This window comes from Micromonospora sp. NPDC050784 (assembly GCF_044456765.1).
Lineage (GTDB): Bacteria > Actinomycetota > Actinomycetes > Mycobacteriales > Micromonosporaceae > Micromonospora > Micromonospora foliorum.
Genome location: NZ_JBITGG010000035.1, coordinates 17643 through 33452, shown reverse-complemented (window position 1 = coordinate 33452; position 15810 = coordinate 17643). Strand labels below are relative to the sequence as shown.

Annotated in this window: 15 protein-coding genes; 6 read left to right on the top strand and 9 right to left on the bottom strand. The window is 73.0% G+C overall.

The genetic code is table 11. The features are described 5' to 3' along the window. The first annotated feature begins 104 nt into the window (after positions 1-104). Positions 105-2837, top strand: coding sequence for a hypothetical protein (locus tag ACIBD9_RS31405; RefSeq protein ID WP_396723080.1), 2733 nt, complete (start codon positions 105-107; stop codon positions 2835-2837). A 127-nt stretch (positions 2838-2964) separates the two neighbouring features. Beyond that, positions 2965-4797, top strand: coding sequence for an NHL domain-containing thioredoxin family protein (locus tag ACIBD9_RS31400; RefSeq protein ID WP_396723078.1), 1833 nt, complete (start codon positions 2965-2967; stop codon positions 4795-4797). Positions 4798-4884: 87 nt separating this feature from the next. On the opposite strand, the gene ACIBD9_RS31395 is transcribed toward ACIBD9_RS31400, so the two are convergent. The 3 genes from ACIBD9_RS31395 to ACIBD9_RS31385 are packed head-to-tail and all read right to left on the bottom strand — an operon-like array spanning position 4885 to position 7335. Then, positions 4885-5634: a LamB/YcsF family protein gene (locus ACIBD9_RS31395; protein WP_396723076.1), complete on the bottom strand. Its 750-nt coding sequence runs from the start codon at positions 5632-5634 to the stop codon at positions 4885-4887. Then, positions 5618-6580, bottom strand: coding sequence for a biotin-dependent carboxyltransferase family protein (locus ACIBD9_RS31390; RefSeq protein WP_396723102.1), 963 nt, complete (start codon positions 6578-6580; stop codon positions 5618-5620). The genes ACIBD9_RS31395 and ACIBD9_RS31390 overlap by 17 nt, the downstream gene beginning before the upstream one ends. Continuing rightward, entirely contained in the window at positions 6478-7335 is an 858-nt protein-coding gene (locus ACIBD9_RS31385) for an allophanate hydrolase subunit 1 (protein WP_396723074.1), read from the bottom strand. The genes ACIBD9_RS31390 and ACIBD9_RS31385 overlap by 103 nt, the downstream gene beginning before the upstream one ends. Positions 7336-7442: 107 nt before the next feature. Here ACIBD9_RS31385 and ACIBD9_RS31380 point away from each other — a divergent pair, with 107 nt between their 5' ends. Next, positions 7443-8120, top strand: a complete 678-nt coding sequence (locus ACIBD9_RS31380) for a hemolysin III family protein (RefSeq protein WP_396723072.1) — start codon at positions 7443-7445, stop codon at positions 8118-8120. Positions 8121-8282: 162 nt separating this feature from the next. Here the strand turns inward: ACIBD9_RS31380 and ACIBD9_RS31375 are convergent, their stop codons facing one another. After that, the gene (locus ACIBD9_RS31375) at positions 8283-8570 is read right to left on the bottom strand and encodes a DUF6458 family protein (protein WP_238657100.1); all 288 of its coding nucleotides are present in this window, start codon (positions 8568-8570) and stop codon (positions 8283-8285) included. Between the two features lie 112 nt (positions 8571-8682). On the opposite strand from ACIBD9_RS31375, the gene ACIBD9_RS31370 reads away from it, so the two are divergent. After that, positions 8683-9222 carry a SixA phosphatase family protein gene (locus tag ACIBD9_RS31370; RefSeq protein WP_396723070.1) on the top strand — a complete coding sequence of 180 codons (540 nt, stop codon included), beginning with the start codon at positions 8683-8685 and terminating at the stop codon, positions 9220-9222. Between the two features lie 57 nt (positions 9223-9279). Here the strand turns inward: ACIBD9_RS31370 and ACIBD9_RS31365 are convergent, their stop codons facing one another. The 4 genes from ACIBD9_RS31365 to ACIBD9_RS31350 all read right to left on the bottom strand — a co-directional run bounded on the left by ACIBD9_RS31365 (position 9280) and on the right by ACIBD9_RS31350 (position 13608). After that, positions 9280-9549: a DUF6458 family protein gene (locus tag ACIBD9_RS31365; RefSeq protein WP_030487564.1), complete on the bottom strand. Its 270-nt coding sequence runs from the start codon at positions 9547-9549 to the stop codon at positions 9280-9282. A 212-nt stretch (positions 9550-9761) separates the two neighbouring features. Further along, on the bottom strand, positions 9762-11618 hold the full coding sequence (locus ACIBD9_RS31360) for an acyl-CoA dehydrogenase (protein ID WP_396723068.1): 1857 nt from the start codon (positions 11616-11618) through the stop codon (positions 9762-9764). A 128-nt stretch (positions 11619-11746) separates the two neighbouring features. Further along, entirely contained in the window at positions 11747-12871 is a 1125-nt protein-coding gene (locus ACIBD9_RS31355; protein ID WP_396723100.1) for a PP2C family protein-serine/threonine phosphatase, read from the bottom strand. A 104-nt stretch (positions 12872-12975) separates the two neighbouring features. After that, positions 12976-13608, bottom strand: a complete 633-nt coding sequence (locus ACIBD9_RS31350) for a septal ring lytic transglycosylase RlpA family protein (RefSeq protein ID WP_396723066.1) — start codon at positions 13606-13608, stop codon at positions 12976-12978. A 187-nt stretch (positions 13609-13795) separates the two neighbouring features. Here ACIBD9_RS31350 and ACIBD9_RS31345 point away from each other — a divergent pair, with 187 nt between their 5' ends. Together ACIBD9_RS31345 and ACIBD9_RS31340 are read left to right on the top strand one after the other, a co-directional pair. Then, positions 13796-14347, top strand: a complete 552-nt coding sequence (locus tag ACIBD9_RS31345; protein ID WP_396723063.1) for a phosphoribosyltransferase family protein — start codon at positions 13796-13798, stop codon at positions 14345-14347. 78 nt (positions 14348-14425) lie between these two features. Further along, entirely contained in the window at positions 14426-14857 is a 432-nt protein-coding gene (locus tag ACIBD9_RS31340) for an ASCH domain-containing protein (protein WP_387170456.1), read from the top strand. Positions 14858-14881: 24 nt separating this feature from the next. On the opposite strand, the gene ACIBD9_RS31335 is transcribed toward ACIBD9_RS31340, so the two are convergent. Further along, positions 14882-15763, bottom strand: coding sequence for an LLM class flavin-dependent oxidoreductase (locus tag ACIBD9_RS31335; protein WP_396723061.1), 882 nt, complete (start codon positions 15761-15763; stop codon positions 14882-14884). Positions 15764-15810: the final 47 nt, after the last annotated feature.

The following is a 15810-nucleotide window of genomic DNA, read 5'->3' as shown; positions in this document are numbered from 1 at the left end:
ACCGTGCGGGGAGCCGGCACAGCGGTACGCCGGTGACGCCGGCAGCCACGCCGAGGAGACCGATCGGCACCGGCGAGCCGACATGTGATGGAGGAGGCGCACCCATGACGTCCGAGGGCCCGCACCGCCCCGGCCAAGAGCCGGACGAGGTGTCACCGGGCGCCGGCGGACCGGCGCCGTACGGCGACCGCCCGGCGCAGCCGGACAACGGCCAGAACGCCGCCGGCCCCGACCTGGGCTGGGCACCCCCGCCCCCGACACGGCCCAACCCGTCGGCGCCGGCATGGGCAACCCAGCCCGAGCAGCCGCCGGCCCCCGCCTGGGGTGCCGCCGCTGCTCCGCAGCCCAACGACCCGGCGCAGCCCGCCTGGGCCGCGGGCGGTGGCGCGAGCGAGCCGCCGCAGCAGCAGCCCGGCGCGTGGTCCGGTAACGATGGCGCACCGGCTCCGGCACAGCCCGCCCCCTGGGCAGCGCAGCAGCAGGGCTGGACGCCGCCCGAGCAGAGCGCACCCGCGCCGACCTGGACCCCGAACGCCGCCGCTGAGCAGCCCGACTGGGTGCAGGCCCAGCCGGCCGCGCGGGGTGCCGCGCAGGTTCCCCCGGCCACCGCCGCCTGGCCCGCCCAGGAAGACCCGGCCAGCGCCAGCGGTTGGGGCGGCGCGGCGCAGGCCAACCCGCCCGCCGCTGACTGGCGTGGGGCCGAGTCTCCGCAATCCGACTCACCGCAGGCCGCCGGCTGGTCCGGCGGCGCCCAGCAGGACCAGGCCGCCGGCAACGGTGGCTGGCCCGCCGGCGGTGCCCAGGACGACCAGCCGGTGTGGACGCCGGCGGAGCAGTCGCCGCCGGCCTGGGGTCAGCCCGCCGAGGCGACCGAGCAGCCCGCACCCGGCTGGGGTCAGGCCGCCCAGCCGAACGCCGCCCGTGGCGCCGCCCAGGTCCCGGCCCCGACGACGACCTGGCCCGCGCAGGACGACCCGGCCCACTCCGGCGGGTGGGCCGCGCAGCAGCAGCAGGCGCAGCCCGCAGGGTGGAACGAGGGCGGCGACGCGCGGCAGGACCAGCCCGCGCAGCCGGCCGCCTGGGGCGGCAACGAGGGCCGCCCACAGCAGCCCGACTGGGTGCTCTCCCAGCCGGAGCAGCCGACCGAGCGGCCGGAGCAGGCGGGGTGGACCCCCGCGGAGCCGAGCAACCTCCCCGCCCGTGCCAGCGCCAGCGTGCCCACCAGCGACGGCGCGCCCAACTGGGCCGCCGGCCCGGACAACGCCGCGCAGGGCAACTCCGGCGGCGTGGCCGAGGTCGAGCCGTGGGCGCCCGGTGAGGTGTGGGGCCGCGCCGAGGCCGAAGCTTCCGCCCAGTCCCGTGGCGGTTGGGAGGCGGACCGGGGCGACGAGGCACCGGCCTACCAGCCCGGGCCCGCCCCGGGCATCTCGCCGGCCAACGCGGTGCCGCTGCCTCCACAGGAGCAGCGCGTCCCGGGTGCCAGCCTGGCCGCCGTCCCGCCGGCCGACTACCCGCAGCAGGCCCAGTTCGCGCCGATCCCCGAGCAGCCCGCCTACGCCGAGCGGGAGACCCCGGACGCCGCCGCGCAGTACGGTGGCCGCCCCGAGGACGTCTCGTCGAGCGGCGCGGTGGTGCCCGCCCCGCGTACCTCTCCGGAGTCCGGAGCGGGCCGCGCGGTCGTACCGGTGCCGGACGCCGAGTCGGCAGCCGGCGCGGCGGCCCGGGCCACGGCGAGCGCTTCGGTGCCGCTGGCCAGCCGCGTGATGCCCCCGACCGACCAGGCCATCCGTCCGACCGGCACGGCCACACCGCAACCCCGGGTGTACGGCCGCCCGGCTCGACCGGAGCCGGACGCCGAGCCGGAGCCGGAGGCGTTCCAGGGCGACCCGGGCGCCGACCGCCAGGGTGCTCCGGAGTGGCAGAACGACGCGCCGCGGCAGTCCGCAGCCGACTGGCAGAACGAGGGGCAGCGTCAGATCGCCCCCGACTGGCAGAACGACGCGCAGCGGCAGCAGGCCGCGCCCGACTGGCAGAACGACGCGCAGCGGCAGGTTGGGCAGGGCTGGGGCGGGGATTCCCCGGCCGATCCGCGCTTCGACGACCGGCAGCCCGCGCCGAACGCGTTCAACGAGGCTCCGTCGGCTCCGCCGGCGTTCCCACCCGGTGTGCCGTCCTTCGTCGACGCCCCGGGCAACAACAGGCCGGTGAACGGCACTCGACCGCACGCCGGTTCCGAGCCGCCAGCGGACCAGTTCGGCGGCCCCGGGTCGCCTGCCGCCGGCACCGCGAACGGCACGGCGACCTTCGGTGCGCCGAACTTCGGTGGCCCAGGCTCCGGCGCGCCGGGCTTCGGCGGGCCGGCGACCGAACCGGTGCCGGGCGGCGGCTTCCCGCCGTCATTCCCGCCACCGCCACACCCCGCGCCGTCCTGGGGCCAAGACGCCGGCCAGTCGGACCAGGGCCGGTTCGACGCGTTCAAGCCGGACGCCGACGCGCCGAAGGTGGAACCACCGACGCCGAAGGTACGCAACGGCCGGGTGCTGGCCGCGGTCCTGATCGCCGCGGTGCTCATCCTGGCGGTGCCGCTCGGCCTGCTGCTGCTGCTCGGCAAGGTCGGCGGGGACGACACGCCGGCCTTCGACCCGGCGGTCGGCACCTGCGTGAAGCAGTCCGGGCAGGGCGGCGCCTCGGCGGCGGACTGCGGCGAGGCAGGCGCGTTCACGATCGTCTCGAAGGTGGACGCCAAGGAGAAGTGCGCCGACACGACGCAGCCCCACGTGGTGCTGCCGGGTGAGGGCACCAACCGGGTGCTCTGCCTGAAGCCGGCCACGAAGTAGCTCCATCGACGGCGGGGTCACGGGCAACCGTGGCCCCGCCGTCGTCGTACCCGCAGGTGGTGTCGGCGACAACCAAATCTCGCCCCCTCCGGCCGGGCTCGGGCCGATGGTCAGGCACGATGGGTGCATGAGCGCACGAGTACGGGCTCCCGAACTGCGCGGTCGGGGCTGGCTGAACACCGGTGGACGCGAACTCAAGCTCGCCGACCTTCGCGGCAAGATCGTCATCGCGGATTTTTGGACGTTCTGCTGCATCAACTGCCTGCACGTGCTCGATGAGCTGCGCCCGCTGGAGGAGAAGTACGGCGACGTGCTCGTCGTGATCGGCGTGCACTCGCCGAAGTTCGAGCACGAGAAGGACGCCGACGCGCTCGCCGCCGCCGTGGAGCGGTACGGGGTGCACCACCCCGTACTCGACGATCCTGAGCTGGACATGTGGCAGCAGTACGCGGCCCGGGCCTGGCCGACCCTGTCGGTGATCGACCCAGAGGGTTACGTGGTGGCCACCATGGCCGGCGAGGGGCACGCCGAAGGGCTGGCCCGACTGATCGACGAGCTGATCGCCACCCACGAGGCCAAGGGCACCCTGCACCGGGGCAGCGGCCCGTACGTCCCGCCGCCGGCACCGGAGACCGCGCTGCGCTTCCCGGGTAAAGCGGCGCTGCTGCCGAACGGCAACCTGCTGGTCTCGGACTCGGCCCGGCACTCCCTGGTCGAGGTCGACCCGGACGGCGAGACGCCGGTGCGTCGGATCGGCTCGGGCGAGCGGGGCCGGGCGGACGGGCCGGCCGCCGCGGCGACGTTCTCCGAGCCGCAGGGGGTGTGCCTGCTGCCCACGCACGTCGCCGAGGTGGCCGGCTACGACCTGGTGGTGGCCGACACGGTCAACCACCTGCTGCGCGGCGTACGGCTGGAGTCCGGTGAGGTGGTCACCGTGGCCGGCAGTGGGCGGCAGTGGCGCGCCGAGGTCGACGACCACGCCCACGACGCGTTCGCCGTCGACCTCTCCTCCCCGTGGGACCTGGCCTGGTACGACGAAAAGCTGATCATCGCGATGGCCGGCATCCACCAGCTCTGGTGGTTCGACCCGATCAAGCGGACGGCCGGCATGTACGCCGGCACCACGGTCGAGGCGCTGCGCGACGGCCCGCTGGCCGAGGCGTGGATGGCCCAGCCGTCCGGGCTCTCCACCTCTGCGGACGGCACCCGGCTCTGGGTGGCCGACAGCGAGACCAGCTCGATCCGGTACGTCGAGAACGGTGTGCTGGGCACCGCCGTCGGGCAGGGCTTGTTCGACTTCGGGCACGTGGACGGTCCGGCCGAGTCGGCGCTGCTCCAGCACCCGTTGGGCGTCTGCGCGCTGCCGGACGGCTCGGTGCTGATCGCGGACACGTACAACGGCGCGGTGCGCCGCTTCGACCCGGCCAGCAACCAGGTCTCCACCGTCGCCGACGGGTTGGCGGAGCCGAGCGACCTGGTGCTCACGCCGTCCGGTGAGGTGCTGGTGGTGGAGTCCGCCGCGCACCGGTTGACCCGGCTCGCGCCCGGTGCCCTGTCGGCGGCGGGTGCCAGCACGGTGGACGGGCCCCGGCACCGCACCGAGCGCAAGCCGACCGACGTCGCGGCCGGCGAGGTCACCCTGGACATCGTCTTCACCCCGGCGCCGGGGCAGAAGCTGGACGAGACGTACGGGCCGTCGACCCGGTTGGTGGTCTCCGCGTCCCCGCCGGAGCTGCTGGTGGACGGTGCCGGCACGGGCACCGAGCTGTCGCGCCGGCTGGTGCTCAACGGCGAGGTGACGGCGGGCGTGCTCCAGGTGACCGCCCAGGCGGCGACCTGCGACGCCGACGTCGAGCACGCGGCCTGCCACCTGACCCGGCAGGACTGGGGCGTACCGGTCCGGGTGGTCGACGGCGCCGTGACCCGGCTGCCGCTGGTGCTCCGCGGCCTGGACGCGTGACGCGTGCATCGCGGCCTGGACGCCTGACGCGTGCTCTGCGGCCTGGACGTCTGACGTGATCGGAGGGGCCCGCCGGGGCCCCTCCGGTCAGGCGAACGGGGCCAGGGTGATGTCGGCGTCGATCAGGGTGGCGCGGACGAGTTCGGCGGCGGAGACCGCCCCCGGGGTGTCGCCGTGCACGCAGATCGAGTCGACCGAGCAGGGGATGACCGTGCCGTCGACCGCCACCACGCTGCGTTCGGTGGCCATCCGCGCCGCCCGTTCGGCCACCTGCTCGGGGTCGGTGATCACCGCTCCGGGGGTGCCGCGCGGAACCAGCGCCCCGTTGGGCAGGTAGGCGCGGTCGGCGAAGGCCTCGGCGACCACCGGCAGGCCCGCGCCGACGGCGAGTTGGGCGAGCGTCGAGCCGGGCAGGCAGAGCACGGGCAGCTCGGGGTCGTAACCGCTGACGGCGGCGACCACCGCCGCCGCCTGCGACTCGTCGGTGCTGGCCGCGTGGTAGAGCGCGCCGTGCGGCTTGAGGTAGCGGACCCGGGTGCGGAACAGCCGGCAGAACGCGTCCAGCGCCCCCAACTGGTAGGTCACCTCGTCGCGTAGCTCGACGAAGTCGTACGCGATGTGCCGCCGCCCGAAGCCGGCCAGGTCCCGGTAGCCGACCTGCGCGCCCACCGCGACCCCGCGTCGCGCGGCGCCCTCGCAGACCCGCCGCATGGTGGACGGGTCGCCGCCGTGGAAGCCGCAGGCGACGTTGGCGGAGGTGACGAGGCTCAACAGCGCCTCGTCGTCGCCGAGTCGCCAGATGCCGAATCCCTCGCCCAGGTCAGCGTTGAGGTCCATGGAATCTGACGGTAGTACCTGGCCGGGCCTGCGCGAGCGGGGTCACGTCGGCGACCACTCCGATGACGGGGTATCCGCCGGTGGTCGGATGGTCGGCGAGGAAGATCAGGGGTTGTCCGTCCGCCGGCACCTGCACCGCGCCGAGCACGATGCCCTCGCTGGGGAGTTCGCCGGCGACCGCGCGGGGCAGAGCCGCGCCGGCGAGCCGCGCGCCGACCCGGTTGCTCACCGGGCTGATGGTGTACGCGCTGCCGAAGAGCCGGTCGAACGCCGTCGACGTGAACCAGTCCTCGCGAGGGCCCGGGCCCAACGTCAGGTGCAGCTCCTCAGGCGGCGTGGGGCACACGGTCAGGTCCACCGGTGCGGGAGTGCCGACCGGATCACCGAGCGGCAGCAGGTCGCCGTCCCGCAGCGGGGGCGGGCCGAGCCCGGAGAGGGTGTCGGTGGCCCGGCTGCCCAACACCGGTGCCACCTCGACGCCGCCCGCCACCGCCAGCCAACTCCGTACGCCCCGTCGGGCCGCACCGATCCGCAGCACCGTTCCGGCCGGCACGCTGAGCGGACGCCCGATGTCACCGGGCCGAACGCCCGCCTGGACCGGGACCTCGGCGCCGGTGACCGCCACCGTGCTGGCCCGGGTCAGCCGCAGGGTGCAGCCGGTCAGGGTGATCTCCAGGCCGGCCGCGTGCTCCGGATTGCCGACCAGCCGGTTGGCCAGCCGCAGGGCGGCCGGGTCGAGGGCACCGGACCGGGGTACGCCCAGGTGCGCCCAGCCGGGCCGGCCCAGGTCCTGCACGGTGGTGAGCGCTCCGGCGCGGAGCACCTCGATGGCGCCCGGCTGGGTCACGCCGCCACCATCCGGACGGTGGTGCCCGGACCGAGCCGGGCCGGCGGGTCGGCGGCCACGTCGAACAGCACCAGGTCGGTCCGACCGACCAGCAGCCAGCCGCCCGGCGACGCGCCCGGATAGATGCCGGCGTACAGGCCGGCCAGCGCGACCGAGCCGGCCCGCACCCGGGGACGGGGCGTCGCCAGCCGGGGCAGCGCCAACTCGGCGGGCAGCCCGGTCAGGTAGGGGAAACCGGGGGCGAAGCCGCAGAAGGCGACCCGGAACCGGGTGCTGGTCAACCGGTGCCGCACCGCCGACACGTCCACACCCCAGTGCTCCGCCACCGCCGGCAGGTCCGGCCCGTCAAAGCAGACCGGTACGACCACGTCCGCCTCGTCGTCGGCTTCGTCTATGAGTCCGGCGCTGGCGTTGGTGCTGGCGCTGGCGTGAGTGCTGGCGCTGGCGTGGGTCCTGGCGTTGGCGCTGGCGCTGGCGCTGGCTGTGGCTGTGGCTGTGGCTGCTTGGTCTTTGGCTAGGGCATGAGCGTCGGCGTCGGGGTCGGCTTTGGCCTCGGTCTTGGCGTCGGCGTCGGCTTGGTTGGGGCGGGTGGTCGCGGCGGTGACGGCGGGTGCCCATCGGGTCAGTTGCTCGGCCGTGGTGGTCGGGTCGTGCAGGCCGTCGAGCAGGACGGTCCGGGCCGCCGGCACGATCTCCACGGCGACCAGGTCGCCCCGCTCCCGACGCCGCCACAGCTCGGCCCGCCACGCTTCGACCAGCACGGCCTCGGGGATGTCGGCCACCGCCTCGGGAATGTCGGCGGGGGCGGCGCAGTCGAGTAGCAGGGCGTGCGCCCCGACGGGTCGGATCCGCATCCGCTCATCCTCGCCGATGTCGTGCCGATCCGGTGTTCACGTTGACGGTGCCGGGTGTCACCAACGCCACTACTTACAAGTAACCTACGGTGTCGTAACCTGACTGGGTGACCACCTCCGCCCCGCTTCGCCTGAAGCCGGTCGACATCGGTAAGCCCCGGATGCGCGGCTGGCTACACACGTACGCCTTCTTCGTCGCCCTGGTCTGCGGCATCGTGCTCTGCTCGATCGCCGCCACCCGGCCGGGGTGGGCACCCCTGGTGAGCTGCCTCATCTACAGCCTGACGGTCTGCGGGCTCTTCGGCACGAGCGCGCTGTACCACCGTCGTGTGTGGTCAGAGCGCGGCTACCAGGTGATGCGCCGGATGGACCACTCGATGATCTTCGTGTTCATCGCCGGCACGTACACACCGCTCTGCGCGATGCTGCTCGCGCCCCGGCCGGCCACCGTGATGCTGGCCCTGGTCTGGGGCGGCGCGCTGGCCGGCGTGGCGGTCAAGGTGGTCTGGCCGCACGCGCCGCGCTGGGTGTCGGCGCCGCTCTACCTGGCGCTGGGCTGGGTGGCGGTCGCCATGCTGCCGGAGATCCTGCACGGCGGCGGCGTCGCGGCGCTTGTGCTGCTGATCGTCGGTGGTGCGATCTACAGCATCGGCGCGGTCTTCTACGCGTTACGCCGGCCCAATCCGTGGCCGACCGTCTTTGGCCACCACGAGTTCTTCCACGCCTGCACGCTGCTGGCGGCGCTCTGTCACCACATCGCGATCTACTTCGCACTGTTCGCCTGACCCAACCGGCCCCGGGCCGGCACGTCAAGATCCGCGCAACTTCGGGGAGGATCTCGGTAAGGGTGGCGGGGTGGCGGCGGAGCCGAACGCACACGTGAGACGGGTACAGACGCGAGCCGGGGCCCCGCGACGCTGCGGGACCCCGGAGTGTGCGGGCGAGGATCAGACCGGTCGGCCCGGCCGACGCACCTCGCGGTACTCCCGCATGACCTGGTCGTCCTGGACCGGCACGACCCGGTCGGCCACCACGCGCTCCTCGCGGACCGGCGCGGCGACCACCGTGCGGCGGCGGCTGCTCCAGAAGTAGAGGGTGGCGAGCAGGCCGGCGACGCCGGCGAGCATCAGCACCCAGCCGACCACGGCCAGGTCCAGCCAACCCAGGTCGGCTTCCACTGCGAACGCGAAGATCGCGCCTAACGCGATCAAGAAGATGCTGCCACCAATGCCCATGTCTCGCTCCTCGGCTCTAACCTGGCGTACGTCGCGCCGCGGCCGTCGGTAGGGGTGCGGCATCCATCGACTTACCCCGGCACGGAGATCGCCAATCGGGCAAGCTGGGGGCATGACGGACGCCGACCCCGACACACGGACACTGGTGTTGCTGCGGCACGCGAAGGCCGAGCAGGGCAGCGACGCGGCGGACGACGCCGAGCGGCCGCTGAGCGCACACGGGAACGCCGACGCGGCTGCGGCTGGGGCCTGGTTGGCGCACCATGGGCTGCTGCCCGACGTGGTGATCTGCTCGACGGCCCGACGCACCCGGCAGACCTGGCACGGGGTGGCGATGGGGATGACGGGTTCGCCGCCGGAGGGTGGCCCGACCGGTCCGCGCCCGACCGTCCGTTATGAGCCGGGCGCGTACGACGCGCACCCCGAGGAGTTGTTGTCGCTGGTCCGCACGGTGGACCCGACGGCCCGCACGGCGCTGCTCATTGCCCACAACCCGGGCATATCGCTGCTCTCCGTACTCCTCGACCCCGAGGGAGTCGACGATGAGGGGCTGCGCACCGCCGAACTGGCGGTGCACCGCTTCCCGCTCGGCTGGGCGGACCTGAGCAGGGCGGGAGCGCCGCTCACGGCCCGACACACCGCACGCGACTGAGCCACCCGCCGTCGGTCGGCGGGTGGCTCAGGGGTACGCGTCCAGGTCGTCCGGAGATCAGGACGGCGGCGCGGTCGGCGGCGGCGGGTCCGGCGGTGGCGGCATCATCGCGGTCGGATGAGACAGCCGGTTCTCCTCGACGATGAGGGTTCGGGCCCGCTTGCGCCGGTCCTGCCAGAACCAGACCGTGGTCAGCAGTACGGCCAGCCCGGCCAGGATGAACACCCAGCCGACCGCGCGTACGTCGATCCACCAGACGTTGGCTCTCAGAGCGAAGGTCAGAATCGCGCCGATCGCGATGAGAAAAATGCCGCTTCCTACACCCATGTGCGCTGCACTCCCCCGTGCGGTGGCTCTGGGCGTTCCCTTTCGAGGTCACGCGACGGTTACCCGCCACGCCAGCGGCATACCCGGCCGGGCTCAACCAATACGTGACCACCGCCTGGGTGAGACGGCGACGGCCGGCGGGGCGGAAGCCCCACCGGCCGGTGCGGTGCCGGGTGGTGCGACCCGGAACCGTCAAACGTGCCGTGGCCTGCTCAGAAGGCCTCCTCCGGGAGGTCCATGATGTCGAGGTCGGCACCCTCGATGATCCGCCGGTCGGCGCCGATGCGGGGCAGCACCTCACGGGCGAAGAAGCGGGCGGCGGCCACCTTGCCGGTGTAGAACGCCTTGTCGGTGGCGGAGACCTCGCCGGCCAGCGCCTTCAGCGCCACCTCGGCCTGCCGCTGCAGCAGCCAGCCGACCACCAGGTCGCCGATCGCCAGCAGGAACCGCCGGCTGCTGAGCCCGACCTTGTAGAGCGAGCGGGTGTCACCGCCCTGCGCCTCGCCCAGCCAGCCGGTCAGCACGCCGAGGATGTTCTGGATCTCGGCCAGCGCCTTGCCGAGCGCCTGCCGCTCCTCCTTGAGCTGGCCGTTGCCCGCCTCGGAGGAGATGAACTCCTGGATCTCGCCGGAGACCGCGAGCAGCGCCCTGCCGTTGTCCCGAACGATCTTGCGGAAGATCAGGTCGAGGCTCTGGATGGCGGTGGTGCCCTCGTACAGAGTGTCGATTTTGGCGTCGCGGACGTACTGCTCCAGCGGGTAGTCCTGAAGGAAGCCGGAGCCGCCGAAGGTCTGCAGGGCCTCGTGCCCGAGCAACTCGTACGCCCGCTCCGAACCGACGCCCTTGACCAGCGGCAGCAGCAGGTCGTTGACCCGCTTGGCCAGCTTGGTGGCCTTCTCGTCGCCGGCGGCCTCGGCCAGCGCGACCTTGTCCTGCCAGGTGGCGGTGTAGAGGACCAGAGCGCGAAGACCCTCGGCGTACGACTTCTGCAGCAGCAGCGAACGACGCACGTCCGGGTGGTGGGTGATGGTGACCCGGGGGGCGGTCTTGTCCGCCTGCTGGATCAGATCGGCGCCCTGCACCCGGTTCTTCGCGTACTCGAGTGCGTTGAGGTAGCCGGTGGAGAGGGTGGCGATGGCCTTGGTGCCGACCATCATCCGGGCGTACTCGATGATCATGAACATCTGCCGGATGCCGTCGTGCCGGTCGCCCAGCAGCCAACCCTTGGCCGGTACGCCGTGCTCGCCGAAGGTCACCTCGCAGGTGTTGGACACCTTCAGGCCCATCTTGTGCTCGACGTTGGTGGCGTAGACGCCGTTGCGCTCGCCCAGCTCACCGGTGGTCTCGTCGAAGTGGAACTTCGGCACCACGAAGAGCGACAGGCCCTTGGTGCCGGGGCCACCGACGCCCTCCACACCGACCGGGCGGGCCAGCACGTAGTGCACGATGTTGTCGCTCAGGTCGTGCTCACCCGAGGTGATGAAGCGCTTCACACCCTCGATGTGCCAGCTGCCGTCGGGCTGCTGGATCGCCCGGGTGCGGCCCGCGCCCACGTCCGAGCCGGCATCCGGCTCGGTGAGCACCATCGTGGAGCCCCACTGCTTGTCGATGAAGAGCTTGGCCCACTGCTTCTGCCGCTCGTTGCCCTCGACGTGCAGCACGTGCGCGAAGGACGGGCCGGAGGCGTACATCCAGACCGGCGCGTTCGAGCCGAGCACCAGCTCGGCGAGCGCCCACCAGAGGGCGCGCGGCGCGTTGGTGCCGCCCAGTGCCGGCGGCAGGTCCAGACGCCAGAACTCGGAGTCCATGAATGCCTGGTAGGACTTCTTGAACGACTCCGGCAGCGGCGCGGTGTGCGTCGCCGGGTCGAAGACCGGCGGATTGCGGTCACTGTCCGTGTAGCTGGCGGCCAGATCCTCGCGGGCGAGGCGGTCGACCTCAGCGAGGAAGCTGCGGGCGGTGTCGATGTCGAGATCCGAGTACGGCTCCTGGCCGAACGCCCGGTCCGCCCCGAAGACCTCGAACAGGTTGAACTCGAGATCCCGGAGGTTGCTCTTGTAGTGGGTCATGCTCGCTGGCCCCGCTTCCGGACAGGTGTTACCGATCAGTAACCCCGACTGTATTACTCGCGGGTAGGCAGCGACAAGCGGATCACCCAAGTGACGGCGATTACACACCTGCGGGCGCGGCCGGCCGCTCAGCTCTCGGCGGCGCCGACCTCCCAGCTCGGGACGGCCACGGCCGCGCCGGTACGGGCACCGACGTACTCCATGAGAACCAGCGCGATGTCGTCGTCGAGCCGACCGTGGACCCACTCGACCAGGGCGGTCTCCAGTGACGCCAGCCCGTCGGCGACCGTGCCGTGGCCGAGCAGTCGCCAGGCGCGGTCGGCGGTCGGGAAGAACTCGCCGTCCCGCCGCGCCTCGCCGAGGCCGTCGGTGAACAGCAGCAGGCGGTCCCCGGGCTCCAGGCGTTCGACCCGGGGGCGGACCACCGGCATGAAACCGAGCGGAGGCGCCGGGGCCGGCGGTTCCAGCGGGATGACCGCACCCCGGCGCAGCAACAGCGGCGGGGGATGACCACAGTTGACGATCGTGAGGGTGCCGCCGCGCTCCTCGACCAGTGCCGCCGTGACGAAGTCCTCGTCGCCGACGTTGCGGGCCACCGCGCGGTCCAGGTCGGCGACGACGGCCCGCAGGTCGGCCCGCTCGTAGGCCACGTGCCGGTAGGAACCGAGGACGATGCTGGCCAGCCGGACCGCGTCCAGGCCCTTGCCGCGTACATCACCGATGATCATGCGTACGCCGTAGGGCGTGTCGATCGCCTCGTACAGGTCGCCGCCGATCTCGGCCGTCGCTGTGGAGGAGATGTAGCGTCCGGCGACCGAGAGCGTGCCGACCTGCGGCCCCAGCGGGCGCAACACCGCCTGCTGGGCCACCGAGGCGAGCTTGGTCAGCTCCACGATCCGCTCGGCCTGCCGCTGCCTAACCCACGCCACCGCCACCGCCAACCCGGTGGCGAGCGCGACCGCGACAACGTTGACCGAGGTGACCAACGAGACCTTCGGCGCGACCAGCGCGAAGCCGGCGCCGATCAGTGTCGCCGCGACGCCCACCCCCAGGACCACCAGCCAGGACGCCAGGGCGGCGGCGAGAACCGGCGCGGCCGCCAGGAGCGCGACGTAGTGCACCTTCCGGCCGTCCGCCGCCTCCACCGCCGACACGAGCGCGAGCAGAGCGAGGGCCGCGCCGAGGCCGGCGCGGGATCCGGGGCTCAGCGGGCGACGGCCCGACTGGAGGAGTCGCGTGGGTACGAGGGACAGTTTGCCTGATCCACGTGAACCGGTGAATGAACCTGACCCGTCGTCCGAGAAGGTTCTGTCCGGCCGGCCCAGTCGGCCGGCCGAATCGGCGTCGCCAGTTCCGGTCAGCCGAGGACCTCGTAACGGACGGTGAGCGCGCCCACGTCGACCGAGGCGATGGTGGCGAAGGCGGCCCGGGAGAGGTCCAGGCAGCGGCCGTCGATGAACGGGCCACGGTCGTTGATCCGCACCGTCACCGACTTGCCGTTGGCCGGGTTGGTGACCCGGACCTTGGTGTTGAACGGCAGTGTCTTGTGCGCGGCGGTCAGCGCGTCCGGGTTGAAGGACTCACCGTTGGCGGTGAGCTGCCCGTCGGAGTAGAACGAGGCGCCGCACGAGCCGCTCTCCAGCACCTTCGCCGCGGCCGTGGTCTTCCTGGCGGTCGGCTTCGGCTTCGGGGACGCGGTGCGCTCCTTGCTCCGGGAGGCGGCCTGCTGCGACCGGGTCGCCGACGGGCTGGCGGTCGCGCTCGGCGAGGCGCTGACGCTCGGGGAGAACGCCGGGGAGCTGGGGGTGAGGCTGCTCGGGGCGGTGGTCGGGGTGAGGTCGAGCGCCGTCTGCGCCGACTGGTCGGAGCCGGAGGTCAACTGCACGGCACCGACCGTGCCCCCGACGGCGAGGGCGACGCCGACCGCCGCGGTGGCGACGATGCCCGCCGGGGAGGAGAAGATGCGGGTACGGGAGTGCTTGCCTGCCACCGGCCCGGTCCTTTCGTCGTCTGAACAAACCGGGTCGGACCGTAACGAGAGAAGCACTTCCGAAGTCAACGTGATCATGGTGGTATGCCCGTATTTGCACAGGTACGTGTAGCCGATCATCCGACCCCGGGTGGGCCGGGTGGCCCGGGTGCCGCCGCGCCTACTGCTCGTGCCGCAGGATGGGCGGATGCCCGCCGAACTGACCGAACGCCTGGCCACCCTGTTCCGGTGGATCGACCCCGGCCCCGGCACCAGTCATCTGGTCAGCGACATCTCCGGTTGGTGGCGGGACCCAGCGGTGCTGGCCGAACTGGGACCGGCCCTGGTGGCGCCGTACCGGGCCGTCCGGCCCACGGTGGTGCTCGCGCCGGCCGTCACCGGGCTGCTGCTCGGGCCGTTGGCCGCCACCGCCCTCGGGGTCGGCTTCGTGGCCGCCCACAAACCCGGTGACGGGCGACTGCCGGCCGGGCCGCTCACCTGGGCGCAGAGCCCACCGGACTACCGGGGCCGACGGGTCGACCTCGCCGTACGGAACCGGCACCTCGGCCCCGACGACCGGGTGCTGGTGGTGGACGACTGGGTGCGTACCGGCGCGCAGCTACGCGCCCTCTACGACATCTGCGCCGCACTCGGCGCCGAGGTGCTGGGCACCGCCGTGGTGGCCGTGGACTGCCCGCACGAGGTCGCGGCCGAGCTACGGATCACCGGCCTGATCGACGCCGCGGATCTGCCGGGCTGATGCGGCCATTCAGCTGATCTGAGCGCGCGACGGGTATTGCGGCGGCGGCTGGGGCCGTGCTGGCCTAGCCTCGGCAGGATGTGGCCTCGGATCGGTGACCTTCGCGCCCTCGCCCTCGGCACCCCCGGCGAGTTGCGGGCGACCCTCAACACCCTGGTACTGGCCGGCGTGAAGACCGCGACGGCAGGGCGGCTCGCCGAGTACGCGGAGGAGGGCGAGGAGCTGGAGTACATCGGCGAACGCCTGGCCCTGGTCGACGACGACAACGCACTGGCCGGCGTCGTGGAGATCACCGGCGTCGACGTGGTTCGCTTCGCCGACGTGCCGTGGGACTTCGCCCACGCCGAGGGCGAGGGTGACCGCTCGATCGAGGAGTGGCGGGCCGGGCACTCGGCCTACTGGGCGAGGCTCGGCACGCCGGTCGACGGCGACACCCCGATCGTCTGCCTCCGCTTCCGGCTGGTCTCCGGCGGCGAGGGCGGTGTGGCCAGCGGTGACCTCGGCACCTGACCCGGCCGGGTCGGTGCGGCGACGTCAGCCGCGTAGTTGTGGCAGCAACCGCGTCGCCACGTCCACCAGGACGGCCTCGTCACCGGCGTACCAACTGCTGGCCCGCGGCCAGTGCGTCACCACGTCGGTGAAGCCCAACTCGGCGGCCCGGCCCACCTGATCGGCGAAGAACTGTGCGCTGCTGAGCGAGAAGGTCGGCGCCGCGTCCAGCGAGAGGTAGCGGTCCAGGCTGGCCGGATCGCGGCCGGCCTCGTCCAGGGTCCGATCCATCCGGGCGGACAGCGCCGACACGCTGGCCCACCAACCCGCCAGGTCGTTGTCGTCACCGGTGCCGGTGGTCACCCATCCCTGCCCGAAGCGGGCCACCAACCGCATCGACCGTGGCCCGTTGGCAGCCACCACGAACGGCACCCGGGGCTGCTGCACGCAACCCGGGTTGTTGCGGGCGTCCACCGCGGCGAACCAGTCGCCACGCCAGGTGGTGCCGTCCTCCCGCAGGATCAGGTCCAACAACTCGGTGAACTCCGCGAACCGGTCGACCCGCTGACGCGGTGGCAGCGTCTCCCCGCCCAGCACCGCAGAGTCGAAGCCGATGCCGCCCGCGCCCAGGCCGAGCAGCAGCCGGCCGGCGGAGACGTCGTCCACCGTGGTGATCTGCCGGGCGAACGCGGCCGGGTGCCGGAAGTTCGGCGACGCCACCAGAGTGCCCAGGCGAATCCGCGAGGTCACCGTGGCGGCGGCGGTCAGCGTGGCCATCGAGTCGAACCACGGGCCGTCGACGAGGTCGCGCCAACCCAGGTGGTCGTACGTCCAGGCGTGGTCGAAGCCCCACTCGTCGACCTGCCGCCAGCGACGCTGCGACTCCGTCCACCGCTGGTCCGGCAGGATCACGATGCCAATGCGCATGATCGCCACCCTAGCCGGGCCGGACACCCGCGCCCTAGCATCGCGTT

Coding starts and splice junctions, on each gene's coding strand:
- ACIBD9_RS31405 (WP_396723080.1), top strand. CDS start 105: ATGACGTCCGAGGGCCCGCACCGCCCCGGCCAAGAGCCGGACGAGGTG.
- ACIBD9_RS31365 (WP_030487564.1), bottom strand. CDS start 9,549: ATGGGTGTAGGAAGCGGCATTTTTCTCATCGCGATCGGCGCGATTCTG.
- ACIBD9_RS31385 (WP_396723074.1), bottom strand. CDS start 7,335: ATGCGGATCCGACCCGTCGGGGCGCACGCCCTGCTACTCGACTGCGCC.
- ACIBD9_RS31345 (WP_396723063.1), top strand. CDS start 13,796: ATGCCCGCCGAACTGACCGAACGCCTGGCCACCCTGTTCCGGTGGATC.
- ACIBD9_RS31340 (WP_387170456.1), top strand. CDS start 14,426: ATGTGGCCTCGGATCGGTGACCTTCGCGCCCTCGCCCTCGGCACCCCC.
- ACIBD9_RS31370 (WP_396723070.1), top strand. CDS start 8,683: ATGACGGACGCCGACCCCGACACACGGACACTGGTGTTGCTGCGGCAC.
- ACIBD9_RS31335 (WP_396723061.1), bottom strand. CDS start 15,763: ATGCGCATTGGCATCGTGATCCTGCCGGACCAGCGGTGGACGGAGTCG.
- ACIBD9_RS31375 (WP_238657100.1), bottom strand. CDS start 8,570: ATGGGCATTGGTGGCAGCATCTTCTTGATCGCGTTAGGCGCGATCTTC.
- ACIBD9_RS31400 (WP_396723078.1), top strand. CDS start 2,965: ATGAGCGCACGAGTACGGGCTCCCGAACTGCGCGGTCGGGGCTGGCTG.
- ACIBD9_RS31395 (WP_396723076.1), bottom strand. CDS start 5,634: ATGGACCTCAACGCTGACCTGGGCGAGGGATTCGGCATCTGGCGACTC.
- ACIBD9_RS31360 (WP_396723068.1), bottom strand. CDS start 11,618: ATGACCCACTACAAGAGCAACCTCCGGGATCTCGAGTTCAACCTGTTC.